13 protein-coding genes are annotated in these 16,345 nt (G+C 38.5%); 7 read left to right on the top strand and 6 right to left on the bottom strand.

Going from position 1 to position 16,345, the window contains the following annotated elements:
* Window positions 1-22: 22 nt before the first annotated feature.
* Complete coding sequence (locus BFS30_RS10700) at window positions 23-1,351, bottom strand: OmpA family protein (RefSeq protein WP_069382384.1); 1,329 nt, start codon at window positions 1,349-1,351, stop codon at window positions 23-25.
* A gap of 461 nt (window positions 1,352-1,812) precedes the next feature.
* On the opposite strand from BFS30_RS10700, the gene BFS30_RS10695 reads away from it, so the two are divergent.
* Both BFS30_RS10695 and BFS30_RS10690 read left to right on the top strand, forming a co-directional pair.
* Window positions 1,813-2,469 carry a glycosyltransferase family 32 protein gene (locus BFS30_RS10695; RefSeq protein ID WP_069379283.1) on the top strand — a complete coding sequence of 219 codons (657 nt, stop codon included), beginning with the start codon at window positions 1,813-1,815 and terminating at the stop codon, window positions 2,467-2,469.
* Between the two features lie 81 nt (window positions 2,470-2,550).
* A complete protein-coding gene (locus BFS30_RS10690; RefSeq protein ID WP_069379282.1) occupies window positions 2,551-3,426 on the top strand; it encodes a glycosyl transferase in 876 nt (291 codons plus the stop codon).
* Here BFS30_RS10690 and meaB read toward each other — a convergent pair whose 3' ends face one another.
* Entirely contained in the window at window positions 3,427-4,323 is an 897-nt protein-coding gene (gene meaB, locus BFS30_RS10685) for a methylmalonyl Co-A mutase-associated GTPase MeaB (protein ID WP_069379281.1), read from the bottom strand. It abuts the gene before it with no gap.
* 157 nt (window positions 4,324-4,480) lie between these two features.
* Here meaB and BFS30_RS10680 point away from each other — a divergent pair, with 157 nt between their 5' ends.
* Genes BFS30_RS10680 through BFS30_RS10665 form a run of 4 tightly spaced genes read left to right on the top strand, consistent with a single transcriptional unit; the run spans window position 4,481 to window position 9,222 of the window.
* Window positions 4,481-5,278, top strand: coding sequence for a glycosyltransferase family 2 protein (locus BFS30_RS10680; protein WP_083252013.1), 798 nt, complete (start codon window positions 4,481-4,483; stop codon window positions 5,276-5,278).
* Between the two features lie 44 nt (window positions 5,279-5,322).
* Window positions 5,323-7,149, top strand: coding sequence for an ABC transporter ATP-binding protein (locus BFS30_RS10675; protein ID WP_069379280.1), 1,827 nt, complete (start codon window positions 5,323-5,325; stop codon window positions 7,147-7,149).
* Window positions 7,150-7,156: 7 nt separating this feature from the next.
* Window positions 7,157-8,089, top strand: coding sequence for a glycosyltransferase family 2 protein (locus BFS30_RS10670; RefSeq protein WP_069379279.1), 933 nt, complete (start codon window positions 7,157-7,159; stop codon window positions 8,087-8,089).
* A gap of 17 nt (window positions 8,090-8,106) precedes the next feature.
* The gene (locus tag BFS30_RS10665) at window positions 8,107-9,222 is read left to right on the top strand and encodes a glycoside hydrolase family 99-like domain-containing protein (RefSeq protein ID WP_069379278.1); all 1,116 of its coding nucleotides are present in this window, start codon (window positions 8,107-8,109) and stop codon (window positions 9,220-9,222) included.
* A gap of 6 nt (window positions 9,223-9,228) precedes the next feature.
* On the opposite strand, the gene BFS30_RS10660 is transcribed toward BFS30_RS10665, so the two are convergent.
* Window positions 9,229-10,038, bottom strand: coding sequence for a glycosyltransferase family 2 protein (locus tag BFS30_RS10660; protein ID WP_069379277.1), 810 nt, complete (start codon window positions 10,036-10,038; stop codon window positions 9,229-9,231).
* 11 nt (window positions 10,039-10,049) lie between these two features.
* The gene (locus BFS30_RS10655; protein ID WP_069379276.1) at window positions 10,050-10,784 is read right to left on the bottom strand and encodes a hypothetical protein; all 735 of its coding nucleotides are present in this window, start codon (window positions 10,782-10,784) and stop codon (window positions 10,050-10,052) included.
* A gap of 164 nt (window positions 10,785-10,948) precedes the next feature.
* On the opposite strand from BFS30_RS10655, the gene BFS30_RS10650 reads away from it, so the two are divergent.
* Window positions 10,949-11,968 (top strand): glycosyltransferase family 2 protein, encoded by a 1,020-nt coding sequence (locus BFS30_RS10650; protein WP_069379275.1) that lies wholly within the window; start codon window positions 10,949-10,951, stop codon window positions 11,966-11,968.
* Between the two features lie 3 nt (window positions 11,969-11,971).
* Here BFS30_RS10650 and BFS30_RS10645 read toward each other — a convergent pair whose 3' ends face one another.
* Together BFS30_RS10645 and infB are read right to left on the bottom strand one after the other, a co-directional pair.
* Window positions 11,972-13,126, bottom strand: coding sequence for a glycosyltransferase (locus BFS30_RS10645; protein WP_069379274.1), 1,155 nt, complete (start codon window positions 13,124-13,126; stop codon window positions 11,972-11,974).
* 134 nt (window positions 13,127-13,260) lie between these two features.
* The gene (infB, locus tag BFS30_RS10640; protein WP_069379273.1) at window positions 13,261-16,326 is read right to left on the bottom strand and encodes a translation initiation factor IF-2; all 3,066 of its coding nucleotides are present in this window, start codon (window positions 16,324-16,326) and stop codon (window positions 13,261-13,263) included.
* Between the last annotated feature and the right edge of the window lie 19 nt (window positions 16,327-16,345).

Here is a 16,345-nt window from a genome sequence, read left to right as displayed (position 1 = left end):
TTAATATTTACTTGGAAACAAATTAGTTTCTAGCAGATTCAACGCGACGGTTTTGGATACGACCTTCTTCAGTATCGTTTGAAGCGATTGGATTAGCTTCACCATGACCTTTAGTTACAACTTGACTAGCGTTAACCCCAGAGTTAACTAAGTAAGTTTTAACAGAGTTAGCTCTGTCTTTAGATAATTTCACATTGTATGCAGCAGTACCTTCGCTTGAAGCGTAACCGTTTACAGTTACTTTACCACCGTTTTCACGCAATACTGAAGACAATTTATCTAAAGTAGGGTAAGACTCAGTTTTTAAAACTGAACTGTTGAATTCAAATTGAATAGTTTCGAAGCCAGTTACGTTACCTGTGTTTGGAGCAACAACTGTCTCTACTTTAGGTAGAGGACATCCTGAACCATCAACTGCAGTTCCTGCTGGAGTACCTGGACATTTATCGAATTGATCAGCAACACCGTCACCATCAGAATCTTTTTTCAAAGCTTCAACAGATTGTTCAACGTTAGATACGCGAGTTTTCAAAGCTTCAACTTCCTGACGTAATGAAGGATCTTTCAATTCATCATACATTAAAGCTAGTGGATTAACCCAATCCAAGTTTGGTTTAGATTTAGAACCTAGAGAGAATTCTAGACCTGCGTATCCGTAAGAGAATTTATCTTTAGAAGTTGCTTTAGCATATACTCCATCAAAATTATCTCCATCTACGAAGTGCATAGTGTAACCTAAATTAAATGACACACGGTCAGAAACTTTAAATTTAACACCAGCTCCAACTGGGATATAAGCTTCTTTTACGAAGTCTTTATCTCCATCTTCACCCCATTTACCTTTTTGGTCAACACCGTTAACTTTAGGATTGTAAGCTACTAAACCGTAACCAGCAGTTACGAAGAAGTTTACAGAGTTTTCGCGACGTAAGAAGTCAACAGTTGCTACGTTAACAACACCTCTTAAATCTACTGCATACTGCATTTCAGTTTCAAATTCTTTGATTCCATTAACAGCACCACCAACAGCATCTTTGTTAGTTCCAGAAACTTTTCCGCGGAAAATGTTACCTTCTAAACCGAATGCATGACCTAATTGTTTTCTCAATGAAAGTCCGTAACCTAAGTTTACGTCGAAATTAGTAAAATCGTTTGATCCACCGATTGCAACAAATGGAGATAAAACACCACCGTTAACACCGATTGACCAAGATCTGTACTGTCCTCTTCCACCAAATACCTTGGCTGAAGATGAAGTCGCTGGAGCATCTTGTGCACTAGCAAGAGTCGTTGCTCCCATTAATGCTACGAAAGAGACTGCAAGACCCTTTTTTAAAGTAGAATAATTCATAATTTTCTTTTTTAAGGTTAAACAAATTTTAATTGTATAATTTTTTTGTGTAGCAAAATTAAACAAATTTTTAAATTCTCACAATAGCCTTACAAACTCCGTTCCAAACTTAGAAAGTGTCACTAATTACCTAAATATCCCCCTTTAATCAGAAGAATATTATCTCACAAGAGAACATACAATCTGGACTGAGGCTTGTTTTAAAAACATCAAAACACTCTGAAAACCAACACGATAAGATTTTCCTCGCCAGATTACAATTCCTTAACATAAAAACACTATACTTGTGGTGTAAAACATACACCTTGTTGTCTTTTTGTCGGAGATTAGCTTTGTCAGATCGTCCTCATAACAGAAATGTCCTACTCCCTGATACAAGAAAGTCCTTTTTTCAAGACAATTCTATATTTTTGCGTCGCAACTAAAAAATAAATACCAAGCGCCTTTCATATTTCTGCTCCATGGCAATACCAAAGATTATACATCAGACATTTAAATCATCCAAATTGCCCTGGCTGACGCGTTGGCATATATCAAGGTTTAGAAAAAAAAATTCAGAATATCAATATGAATTTTATGATGATCATCGGATAGAGAAATTCCTGTCCGAGGAATTTAACGAAAAAATTCTAAAAGCTTATCAACGTCTGAACATAGGCGCTGCAAAAGCCGACTTTTTCAGATATGCAGTTCTATTAAGAAAAGGTGGTGTTTATCTTGATATTGATAGTTCAATCAGAGGAAAGCTGGACGATTTTATCCGGTCTGATGATTCTGCAATTATCTCATCGGAAAAAAACCCGGGCTTATATGTGCAATGGGCATTAGTATTTGAGGCTGGTCATCCTTTCCTCAAAAAAACTCTTGAGCTCGTTTGTGAAAATATTGAACACAATTCCTATCCGCATGATGTTCATCAAATGACAGGCCCATCTGTTTACACAAAAGCGATTGAACGTGCACTGGAAGAAAATCCTGATATTAAGCATAGGGTATTAGGTACAGATTATAATGGCCATCTGAAGTTTAAATATCTTTTCAGTAAATTTTCCCTATACAATGAGGGGGAGCACTGGAAAAAAGCGCAACTTACAAAACCGGTTCTTCGCCCTGAATAAGCATAGTCATGATCTTCCCAGATATATTTTCCTGAATAAAACTATCTTTGGCGAATTAGCCCGTTAACTATAAAAAACACTATGAAAATTGCAGGTTTTACATTTATCAGAAATGCAGTGATAAATGATTATTCGATTGTAGAAGCCATCAATTCAATCCTTCCCATTTGTGATGAGTTTATTGTCGCTGTCGGCAAATCTGAGGATGAAACCCGAAAACTCATAGAAGAAATCGATTCCCCGAAAATAAAAATCATCGACACGGTCTGGGACGATAATTTAAGGGAGGGTGGGCGCGTTTTTGCACTTGAGACTGACAAAGCATTCCAGGCCATATCCAGCAACATAGATTGGGCTTTTTATATACAGGGTGACGAATGTGTTCATGAAAAAGATCTTGAGGTCATCTATCAGGAAATGAAAGAAAATCTAAATGACCAGAGGATAGAGGGGCTTTTATTTAATTACCATCATTTTTATGGATCTTACGATTACATTGCAGAGTCCAGAAGATGGTATAGACGTGAAATCAGAGTCATCAAAAGGAAGCTCAATGTGCAGTCTTATCGCGATGCTCAGGGATTTCGTATTGATGGAAGGAAAATAAAGGTTAAATTAATTGATGCGTATATTAACCATTATGGTTGGGTCAAACCTCCGATAGGACTTGTCCGCAAAAAACAAAATTTCGACACGTTTTATGATGAAAATGCAACAACGGAAGTCATTCCAGAGACAGCTTCCTTTGATTATGGAAATGCCGATCGCCTGATTCACTTTACGGGAACTCATCCTGCTGTAATGACTAACCGCATTAAAGCAGTCAACTGGAAATTCAGCTTTGATCCAACAAAGGCTCGTCAGAAATTGAGCTTTCGGAGAAGAATCCTGGAAAAAATATACCTTCTTACAGGGTTTAGATTAATGGAATACAAAAACTACAAAATAGTTAAGTAATCAGAATTTATCATATTGTTTCACAAATTGATATAGGTTGAATTCTTTATGATCAATAGCTTCACTGATCTTTATCTGTAGGTCTGCTTTCTCTACATTTTTCATCCGATCCTGCTGAATCAGCTTGAAGGCTTTCTCTGTATATAAAAATAATCGTCTCTTTTTATCTTCTCCGCGCGTATTGGCTATCCATGACAGCAACTCATCAACTCCTATATTTTTATCGGCTACGGTTTTGAAAACGGGAACTGCAACCTTACGTTGATGGAGCATTTTTGTCAGGTTATTAGCAAAGCTCAGCGCTCCATCCCTATCTGCTTTATTGACTACAAAAACATTTCCTATTTCCATCAGTCCGGATTTAATGTGTTGAATTTCATCACCCGCTTCCGGTACCAGAACAACAATTGTCAGATCTGCTAAGCCCGCTATTTCTATTTCAGATTGGCCAACCCCTACCGTTTCTACAATTACATAATCAAAATCTGCAGCCCTCAAAACATCTACCATTTCGATAATTCTGGCTGACAAGCCCCCTACAGAGCCACGAGTTGCAATGGAGCGGATAAAGACACCTGGCTTATTAAAGTGCGCAGACATCCTGATGCGATCCCCCAATAGTGAGCCCAGATTAAACGGTGAAGTGGGATCTACAGCTAAAACAGCTATCTTTTTACCCTGAAGAACAAGTTTTTCAATCATCGCATTCACCAGTGTACTTTTCCCGGCACCCGGTGGGCCAGTAATTCCGATTACAGGAACATCCTGATTACTCTGAATTTCTTGTAATAACTCCTTACTTCCGACAAGATCATTTTCTACCATAGTCAGCACTCTTGCTAAAGGCAAAAAATCACCTCTTTTTATCTCAGCCAGAAATTGCTTGATGGTTTTCATTTATCAATAAGTCTTTTGTTGCAAAGAAGCATATTATATATTCTCCAACAAAAAAATATATGAAATTAATGATACCAGAGCCACAGGATATTAAAAACTATAATTAAAACAATTAAATCACGTAAATTTGCAGATTAGTTCTACAATTATTTTTTTAATGCAAAATCAATCCATATCAGTTGCTTTATTAATTTCTACTTACAATTGGCCACAGGCATTGGAACTCGTCTTATCCAGCGTTGCAAGACAGTCCAGAATGCCGGATGAAATTATCATCGCTGATGACGGATCGAGAGAAGAAACTAAACTATTAATCGCATCTTTTAAGTCACGGTTTAATCTTCCGATTAAGCATATCTGGCATGAAGATAAAGGATTCCGAAAAAGTCTGATATTAAATAAGTCCGTTAAGAATATAAATTCAGAATATATCATAGAGATTGACGGGGACATCATCATCCATCCTCACTTTATTAAAGATCACCTAAAAGCTGCTCAACCAGGTTTCTTTGTCCAGGGGAGTAGATCAATGATTACGGAGGAAAAGGCAGCCGAGATTCTGGTTAGCAAACAAATCGATTTTTCTTTTTTCTCTTCAGGATTATATAGTCGTTTCAATTCCTTAAGATGTCCCTTGCTCAGCGTCTTATTTGTACTCGATCCTTCTAACCCTTTTCATATTAAAGGCTGCAACCTTGCATTCTGGAAAAAAGATTATATCGCAATAAATGGCTATTACAATAATTTTGAAGGATGGGGGGGGGAAGACTATGAATTTGGAGCTCGTTTACTGCATTCGGGAATTAAAAGAAAACGACTTAAAATGGCTGCACTAGCCTTCCATATCTTCCATAAAATAAACTCAAGGGCCAACACAGGACCGAATGACATCATATACAGGAAAACACTTGCCGAAAAATTAACATACAATCATGACGGCTATGAACAAGTATAATATCAGGTAAACAAAACGATATTTTTACCCATTTAATTAAATAAATGAAAACTTATTTCAGACTTTTATCCTTTGCCAAACCAATCGAGAAGTTCGCATTGCCTTATGCGTTGGCGACAATACTAGCCATTATATGCAATACCTTTCTGTTTACTTTGCTTGGTCCTCTTCTGGAGACTTTATTCTCATCAAAAGGTGCAGCTTCGCAAACCATAATGGAAAAAGCATCTGCTCTTGACTTTATTGGAAACTTAAACCGATATATCGGTAATCTTATCACAACCTATGGCAAGGTATACACCTTAAAATTTGTCTGCGGGCTAATTGTTGTTGCCGTTTTTCTGGCAAACTTGTTTCGCTATCTTTCTCAGCGGTACATGGAGGACTTAAGAGTACATACCTTATTAAATCTTAGAAGAACCGTTTTTAATAATATTATGGATCTTCATGCAGGCTATTTCAGTAATGAACGCAAGGGCGATATCATGTCTAAGGTGGCATCTGATGTACAGATCGTACAATTCTCCGTAACAAATACCCTTCAGGTAGTTTTCAAGGAGCCCATCCAATTGTTATTTTACATAGCCGTGTTGTTATCAATCTCGGTAAAACTTACCCTATTTTCTCTATTGGTGATCCCAATATCTGGCTTTATCATTAGCAAAATAGTAAAAAGGTTAAAGCAACAGGCGATGCAGGCGCATGAATCGTTTGCTAAAATGATTGGTTTTCTAGATGAGTCGCTTGGGGCAATCAAGATCATTAAAGCTTTCAATGCTTCGGACAGAATCAAAGAGAAGTTTAATGAGGAGAACATCTATTACTCCAATCTGACGAGAAAGATGGTCAGAAGGCAGCAACTTGCCTCACCTGTTTCCCAAACGCTTGGTGTCTTGGTTGTAGTTTGTATTGTATTGTATGGAGGGACCATGATCTTAAACAATCAGAGCGAACTCACTCCTGCAAAATTCCTGGTTTATATTGCTACATTTTCCCAGGTTATGCAGCCAATTAAAGCCATCGCTGACTCTTTCACGGGAATACATTCAGGAATTACGGCAGGTATGCGTGTCCTTGAATTAATTGATACCAAGGCAGAAATGACCGAAAAATCCGATGCCGTTGCTATTCCTGAATTTAAAGACAGTATCAGATTTGAGAACGTACATTTCAGTTATGGAGAGAAGCCCGTTTTACAGGGAATTAATCTGACCATAAAAAAAGGTCAGACAGTAGCACTGGTTGGTTCATCAGGGGGTGGAAAAAGTACACTGGTAGACCTCATTCCAAGATTTTACGACCCACAAAAGGGCTCTATTTATATGGATGGGCATGACCTGAAAGACATTACCCTCAATAGTTTAAGAGCGCAACTGGGGACGGTAAATCAACAATCGATTTTGTTTAATGACACCATCGCAAATAATATCGCATTCTCCAGGCCTGATGCAAGCCGTGAAGAGATTATCGAAGCGGCCAGAATTGCAAATGCTGATGATTTTATTCTTCATACTGAAAATGGATATGATACTAATATCGGTGATGGAGGAAATAAGCTATCAGGGGGTCAGAAACAACGTTTATGTATTGCAAGGGCTGTATTAGCAAACCCACCGGTTATGCTTCTTGATGAGGCGACCTCAGCATTGGATACAGAATCGGAAAGATTGGTTCAGGATGCATTATTCAGACTGATGGAGAACCGTACATCTGTAGTAATCGCCCACCGTTTGAGTACCATACAAAACGCAGACCTTATTGTGGTGATCGATAAAGGGAAAATTGTCGAGACTGGAACCCATCAGGAATTAATCAGATTACGGGGTGTGTATAACAAACTAATCGATATGCAGACATTCAGCGAGGAATAATTCTGACATGAAAAATAGTAATAATGAAATGATAGATGTATCTGTTATAGTCCCGAACTACAACCATGCTGCTTTTTTACGCCAGAGAATCGACTCTATTCTTAATCAGACTTTCCAAAATTTTGAACTAATAATTCTCGACGATTGCTCAACAGACAACAGCAAGGAAATTATCAATAGCTATGCAGAACATCCCAGGATAAGTCATATCATCTTCAATACAATTAACAGTGGCAGTCCTTTCGCACAATGGGAAAAAGGGATTAATCTAGCTATTGGAAAGTACATATGGATTGCAGAAAGTGATGATTGGTGCGAGCCATCCTTACTGGAATCACTGCTCGAAGGAATTAGAAAAGATGAGGAATGTGTAATCAGTTACTGTCAGCTTTCCTGCATTAATGGAGAAAACAAAATTAAATGGCAATCCAAACACCCCCTTTTATCTGAAATTGTTGACAGCCAAACCTTTATCCGGGATTTCCTTGCTATAAAAGTATCTATTTTTAATGCCAGCATGGCTATTTTCCGAAAAGACATATTTCAGCACGTTTCTGAAGAGTTTGTTACATTCAAATTCTGTGGGGATTGGTTTTTTTGGTTACAGATTGCAAGGTATGGTAAAGTACACATCAGCGGAAAAGTTTTGAACTATTTCAGAAAGCATGATAAAGACGTAAGTGGAAAGGCTTACAAGAGCGGACTAAATATTATTGAGGAGCTCAAAGTAACAAATTGGATGTATGAAGAAAAACTCATTGATGACTCCTTATATGAAAAAGCATTTAAAAAGCAATATAAGGCTTATTGGAAAGTTAAAAACTCAATAGAACCTGCAAATAGAGACAGGATCAGATCATTGCTCGCTATGCCTCTTTCTTCAAAAATAAATACACTTAAGTTCCTTCCTTCCGCCATTTGGAATGCACTTAGAAAATAATATAAACCTGATCATGTATGTCCCACGCTAATCAAGAAAACGGCCTTAAGCCCATTGCTATTTACCTGCCTCAATTTCACCCTTTCCCGGAGAATAATGAGTGGTGGGGCAAAGGTTTTACCGAATGGACTAATGTAGTCAGGTCCGGGCCAAAATTCCCAGGACATTATCAACCTCATTTACCAGCAGATCTGGGGTTCTATGATCTAAGGCTTCTTGAAACTATGGAGGCTCAGGCTGATCTTGCCGGTACCTACGGTATTCATGGTTTTTGCTATTACCACTATTGGTTTAATGGAAAATTACTAATGGAAAGACCATTGGAACAAATGCTTAAATCAGGAAAACCGGATTTCCCATTTTGTTTGTGCTGGGCAAATGAAAACTGGACCAGAAAATGGGATGGTGCAGATCAACAGGTACTAATCCACCAAGATTATCATCCGGATGATGACCGTGCTCACATTGAATACCTGATGCCATTCTTTAAAGACAAACGATATATAAAGATAAATGGGAAACCAGTATACCTGATGTATCGTTCAGAGCTTCATCCGAATATTATACAAGCAACTGAAATATGGAGAGAGGAAGCAAAAAAGGCGGGTTTTGAGGATATCTACCTCATCAGAGTGGAGAATTTCAAGCGGAACCTTGATCCCAAAGAGCATGGCTTTGATGCCAGTATGGAATTTGCTCCAGACATCTACCAAGCAGGCAGAAAATATGGAAAGAAAAATCTGCTCCGCTATTTGCTCAAAAAGGCACTGCATAATCTGAGAATAAAACGTTTTGCTGATTTTGAGAATAAAATTGTTTCTCTCAAAGAGACTGCAGTAAATATGCTAAAAAAACCAAAACCGGATTATACTTATTTCAGGTGCGTTTCCCCTTGTTGGGATAATTCCGCCCGACGGAAATCTAATGCGGTCATTTACGTCGAATCCGAACCAGATAACTTTAAAAAATGGGTCTCAGAAATTAAAGATTATACCTTGGCTAATTTTGAGGACGAGGAGAAAATTTTCTTTATCAATGCATGGAATGAATGGGCGGAAGGATGTCACCTCGAACCAGATCAGAAATATGGAAAAGATTATTTGAAGGCCTTTAGAGATGGGCTAAACAGCTAATCTAGGCTATTTACTGATCTTATAGTATAAATACAACCGTATAGCCAGAATCGCCTTTCTATATTCGGCTTTCTTCACAAATAACTGTGCAGTTTGTCGTATTGCGTTGCGATAGGGCCGAAAACTTTTATCAAATAATTTTTCCCCAAAATAACTGACTATATTAATCCATTTATCCCTATGAAAAGCTGGATCTTCAGCTACAGAACTCAAGCCGCCTGTTTTGAAATGAGACAAGATTACCGGAGCATACTCTAGTTTATATCTTGAGGCACAAATGAGATTAAAATCATAATCTGAACATACACGATAATTCGGATTGTATCTAAGACCGCCACTAAAGATTTCTCTTGAATAACATATAGCCTGATGACAAATATTATTTACAAGTAAGGTCGTCAATGACGTTTTTCCTCTATAAATTTCCCCATCCTTAGCCCAGGGGCTATCCCCCACAATTCTAACATTCCCGTAAACCAGGTGGGCATCGGTTTTATCCAGATAAACTTTCATTTCTTCCAAAACCCGATCAGTATATAAAGTGTCGTCGCTACCTAGAAACAGTAGCCACTTGCCAGATGAACGACCTATCGCCTTATTCATCGCGTCATATACTCCTTTATCAGGTTCAGAAAAAAAACTAATCCGACCGTCATTAAAACTTTCAAAAACTTCTTTTGTAGCATCCGTAGATGCTCCGTCGCTAATCAGAATTTCCAGATCACTACAAGTCTGATTGAGGATACTTTTCAAACATTCCTTAAGCGTACCTGCCGAATTAAAAGTTGGTATGATGATCGTATAATAGTAATTCATTGCTCCAAAACTTAATTAAAAAAATTCTTAATCCAGGTTTTCAATTTTTTAAATGAAGATGGATTATGCCCCTTGATGTATACTTTAATTTGCTCCCAGTCCGTACCAATAACCTGTTCATTCTCATCAATCCGTTCTCCCACAAATCGATATTCTTCACGTGCTATTGGGAATTTTTTTTTCTCGAAAAACTCGTCATGGATAGTCATAGAGCTCTTAAATTCTTTATAAATACGCTGCAAAAACGATTGATCGATCCCATACTGATCAGATTTTCCGATGCTAAATTCCCTGATCATCCGTCCCATTTCGACCTGACCCGCTTTGATACCCCACATCCCCCCGAGAATAGATAAACCTTTAGCACCAAACGGCGTTCGATGGGCTGGATGGTCCCTCATTACATGAATACTATCTCCATTTCTAATCCAGTCGTCTACTGCTAGTTTCTCCCTTAAAGATAAGCGGGAATCGGTGTCTCTGAATATAATATGGTCTCCATCTGGCAAATCTGCCGCCAGAAAACGCCAGAATAACCCATAAATATCTGAATGGGTCATGTCTACCAAAACAACATCCAATGCCTGCAATTCCTCAATAATCCCACTTGGAACGGTATTGTCAAAATAAACAATAACTTTCCAGCCCTTATAAACTTTCCTCGCCAGTTCAGCATTTCTGATTGCCCCTATGGTATAAATTTTTTCATTTCCCCATAAGCTAAAAGAGAGGTAATTGTTTTTCATCAATGCATAATTGTTTTAGCGGTTATGAAGTTTCCATGTGTACCTTCATTCCTTTTTCCAGTGTGCCTCCCTACATAAGCGCAGCACTTACCGATATTGAATATTTGCAGCAAAGATAATATTATATTTGGACGGATTAACACAGACACCCATTAGACAAGATTATGCTTCCTAAAATAACTGTTTTTATGGCCGCTTATAATTCAGAAAATTATATAAGCGATTCCATAAAAAGTATTCTTGAACAGAGCTTTTCTGATTTTGAACTGCTCATAGTAAATGACGGTTCCACAGATCAGACTGTTGCCGTAATTGAAAAATTTAATGATCCCAGAATCAGGCTTGTTCATAACGATAAAAACAGAGGACTTACCTATACTCGAAATGTAGCATTAACAGAAGCCCGGGGAGAGTACATCGCCATATTGGACAGTGACGATATTGCCATTAAGAATAGGCTGGAACTTCAATATAATTTTTTCCGGCAACATCCTGAATACGCATTATGTGGTGGACATGGGGTTTTCATCAACCAACGAGCAGAGCTTACGAACAATTCCGATCTTATTGTACCTGTTGGTGCAGAAAAAATAAAAATGACATTACTTTTTGAGAACACTTTTGTCAACTCTTCTGTTATGTATAAAACAAGCATCTATAAGGAGCTAAACGGATATCAGGACTATGCCCCCGCCGAAGATTATGAATTATTCATCAGAATAGCCGAGAAGTATCCTGTCTGGAATCTGGATCAGATCCTGGTAAAATACAGAATCCATGAAAACAATATATCCTCTCTTAGGGAGGAAATTGCAAAATTGAAATTAAAAGCAATTAAAAGTGAACAGCTAAACTATTTAGGTATTCCCGATCATGAATCCTTTGGAAATATCCTTTTCAGCATTTTGATATGTGATTATAAGCGCTATCAGTTTTCCGATTATCATCAACTCTTTTTGCAGATCAAATCAGCAAATCGTAAGCTAAGAAAATATCCGGTGAGGGAATTTGAGGAAATGTTATTTGAAAAATGGTTTACCATCATCTATCAGAAAAAAGCAAAGATGAATGCTTTGGCTCTCTTGTTTAATAGGGATCTTTTTAACTGGTCTTACCTAAACATGCGTCAACTACGAAAGACATTTAAACTTTCCTTAAAGGGCTTTGGAAGGCTATCCAAATAACAGTTAATTAGGTCTGGGCAGTTCCGCTTCTAAAATCTGTTTTAAATTCTTTTGCACGCTATCTGCTGAAAAATTTTCGACGGCATATTTCCGGACTAGCTCGCTGAACTCAGTATACACTTTATCATCAAGCTGCAGCACCTGATTAATAGCTCTGTTAAGGGCGCCTATACTTAAATCTTCCATCTCGAAGATAAACAACTCCGAGGGGAATCCACAATTCTTAGTTACAATTGGGATCATTCCAGCCGACATTGGTTCTATAGTACCTCCTGGCAATCCATCTACATAGCTAGGTGCAATAGAGTAAGAGCAAGTCTCAATGATCTCTCGCATTTGCGTAGAATCCATCTTAAGGTTCTTAAATAAGAACACATTTGATCCGGGAATCAGAAGATCCTGGTAATAATTAAGCAGAAGGTCATTTATGTAAGGAACTACTACATAAAAATTAAGGTCTTTTCGCTGTTTCGCGACTTCCATTAACAGATGAAAGCCCTTTGTAATTTGCTTTCCTCCGCTTAAGAATAAGAAATTATTCGTTCTCGTCTCAGCCACTTTAGGCTTAAATCCACTAAATACACCTAGAATATTATTATTCAATGTATATATCTTGTTCACAAATCTTCTTTTATATTCTTCGAACACATATCCATGTGCGAGAATAATAGCGAAATCAGCATTATACAGTGCGTAATAATTGCAGGAGGAAGAGACATTAGCTTCAGTTGTTAACCAAAGCCCTGATAATTGATAAAAGTCCTCAATACTTTTCAAACTCATCGCATTATGAAAATCATCATGCGCTCCTGTAATCAGGTGAATTCGGGGAATTTTTCTGTTTTGGCAAAAAAACGAACGTTCAAAGTTATCCCCCATACCAAAAATCACCGTATATTTTTCGTAATCAATCGCAGATTTTTTGTCATGATGATCAACTATATCTACATTATAGCCAAGATCCCGAAAAGTCTCCGCAACGATATGTGAGGTAATATAATTTTGATGAGTGAATGTGTTTGGGTTCTTAAATGGTGTAACGATATAAGAAATCAAAACATGTTTATCATAATTCGTTTGATATAAATTAACAATTACATGCTCCTTTCCAACATAATTCTTTATGAAGAGTTTTTTTAAACTTCTTTTGATGTTCATAGCCTATGCCCGCAATAAAATTCCTGTCTAAGTTAACTTAAAAATAGATTTCCCTCTTAACTTCTATAAATTACCGAAATAAAAAAGGTGCTGTTCACTTGTATGAACAGCACCTTCAATCTATTTAATGGAAATTATAATTTCCTTTTCACTTCTACTTGTTCGTAGGCTTCAACGATGTCTCCTACTTCAATGTTGTTAAAGTTATGGATATTCAATCCGCACTCATAACCTCTTGATACTTCTTTAACGTCATCTTTATAACGTTTCAATGAAGCAAGTTCACCGGTATAAACAACTACACCGTCTCTAACAATACGGATTTTACTGTTACGGGTAATCGTGCCATCCAACACCATACATCCTGCAATTGTACCCACCTTAGTAATTTTGAAGGTTTCTCTGATCTCCACATTTGCAGTGATCTTCTCTTCAAACTCGGGAGCCAACATACCCTCCATCGCCGCTTTAATCTCATTGATTGCATCGTAGATAATAGAGTATAGTCTGATGTCAATTTGCTCAGCCTCGGCCAGTTTACGTGCTCCAGAAGAAGGACGAACCTGGAAGCCGATGATAATCGCATCAGAAGCAGAAGCTAACAATACATCAGATTCAGAGATCTGACCTACTGCTTTACCAATGATATTGATCTGAATTTCTTCAGTAGACAGTTTCAATAATGAGTCAGATAATGCCTCGATTGATCCATCCACATCACCTTTAACAATCAGGTTAAGCTCTTTAAAGTTACCGATTGCCAAACGACGGCCAATCTCATCCAACGTAATGTGTTTCTGAGTACGAAGTCCTTGTTCACGCATTAGTTGTAAACGTTTGTTAGCAATTTCTCTTGCCTCAACTTCACTTTCCAATGCATTGAATCTATCACCTGCTGTAGGTGCACCCTGCATACCCAATACCTGTACCGGTACTGAAGGGCCAGCTTTATCTACTTTTTGTCCACGTTCATTAAACAACGCTTTTACACGTCCGCTATAACTACCTGCCAGAATCGGATCACCAATCTTCAAAGTACCCGCCTGAACAAGAACAGTAGTTACAATACCGCGTCCTTTATCCAAGGTCGCTTCAATTACACTACCTGTAGCACGTTTATTAGGGTTAGCTTTAAGGTCAAGCAATTCTGCTTCTAATAAAACTTTCTCCAATAATAAGTCTACATTCAGTCCGCTCTTACCCGAAATCTCCTGTGACTGGAAGTTTCCTCCCCAATCCTCTACAAGGATATTCATAATTGATAGTTGCTCACGTATCTTATCTGAGTTTGCCCCTGGCTTATCAATTTTTGTGAAAGCGAATACCAATGGCACGCCGGCTGCCTGTGCATGATTGATAGCCTCTTTAGTCTGAGGCATCACTGCATCATCCGCAGCGACAACAATAATAGCAATATCCGCTACTTTAGCACCACGTGCACGCATCGCTGTAAAAGCTTCGTGACCTGGGGTATCTAAGAAGGTAACTTTCTTACCTGTAGGTGTGGTTACCATATAAGCACCAATGTGCTGTGTAATACCACCGGCCTCGCCAGCCACTACGTTTGCTTTACGGATATAATCCAGCAATGAAGTCTTACCATGATCGACGTGCCCCATGATGGTCACAACCGGTGCTCTTGGCTCTAAATCTTCATCATTATCTTCTTCCTCGATAACGATATCACTTTCATCATCCGGTTTAACGAATTGTATTTCGTAACCAAACTCATCTGCAACAATAGTTAATGTCTCTGCATCCAAACGTTGGTTGATGGATACGAACATTCCAAGACTCATACAGGTTCCAATAATTTTAGTCACCGGTTCATCCATCATTGTAGCTAACTCATTTGCCGTAACAAACTCCGTTACCCTTAATACTTTGGATTGTAATTCCTGTTCCATTGCTGCTTCATCTGCCGAAAGGGCAACATCATCACGTTTTTGACGACGCAATTTAGCGCGTTGAGCAAATTTACCAGATTTACCAGCGCCGCTTAAACGAGCAAGTGTTGCTTTGATCTGGTCTTGTATTTCTTTTTCCGTAGGTTCTTCTTTAGGACCATTACCAGGAGCTCCTGGTTTATTGTTCCTAAAGTTCGGCCTGTTGGCTGTATTATTTGTATTGTTCCTGAAATCAGGTCTGTTGGTAAAAGTCGGAGCCGGTTTTGGTGCTGTAGTACCTTGTCCTGCCTGTCCACCTGTCTGCTGATTTCCAGCCGGAGTATTACCTCCTTGTCCTGGGTGTTGTCCCGGAGTTTTTTTACGCTTACGTTTCCTTTTCGCATCATTGCTGTCGGCCGAAGAGGCTACAGGAGATGATTTACGATCTGGTGTGGTAGGTAAAACAATCTTACCGATGATATTAGGTCCTGAAAGTTTTACAGAACGTGCTTTAATCACTTCTACCTCATCCGTTTTTTCAACTTTAGAGGTGTCCACAACTTTCGGCGTTTCAACTATTTTTGGTGCTTCCACTGGTTTAGGAGTTTCTTTTACTTCGGGCTCTGCTTTTGCAACAGGTTGCTCAACAGGCTTTGGAGTCTCTTCCACCTTAGGTTGTTCTACAGGCTTAACCACTTCTTCCCTTAGGGCTTCTGCTGGTTTTTCTACTGGCTTTTCTACAGGTGTTTTCTCCACTGGAGCAGGGGCTGGTGTCGGTTCAGATGCTTTTGGAGCTTCAGCCACAGGCTGAGATGCTTCAGATGCTTCTTCTTTTTTCACCGGACGGGTTTTAGCGTTTAAATCATCAAGATTGATTTTTCCCACTATCTTCACACCCGGCAATGCTCCCTCTTCAGGTTTCTCTTCTGTCTTTTCCACCACTGGAGCTGCCGGTTTTGCGGGAACTTCTTCTTTAGGTTTTTCTACAGGAGGAGTATACGAATGAAGGTTCTTGATCAGAATGCCTTCATTTTCGAATTCTACATTTTTTCTAGGTGCTTCCGCAACTTTCTCAGTCACTTCCGGCTCATCACGACGAATTTTACCAATAACAATCTGATTGGCTTCTTCTTTTACGATCTTATCGCCCTGAAACTCTTTCAACAGCGCATTGTACATGTCGCGGGAGAGCTTGGTAGTGGGTTTATTCTCAACAGAAAAGCCTTTCTTTTCTAAAAACTCAACGGCCGTAGCAATGCCTACGTTAAGTTCCTTAACTGCTTTAAATAAAATTATTGGTTTGTCGTCTGACATTGATATCCTATTTTTTCTT

The sequence above is a fragment of the Pedobacter steynii genome (assembly GCF_001721645.1).
Classification (GTDB): domain Bacteria; phylum Bacteroidota; class Bacteroidia; order Sphingobacteriales; family Sphingobacteriaceae; genus Pedobacter; species Pedobacter steynii_A.
Note: the sequence above shows the minus strand (reverse complement) of the source record. Positions and strands in the feature narration are given on the sequence as shown.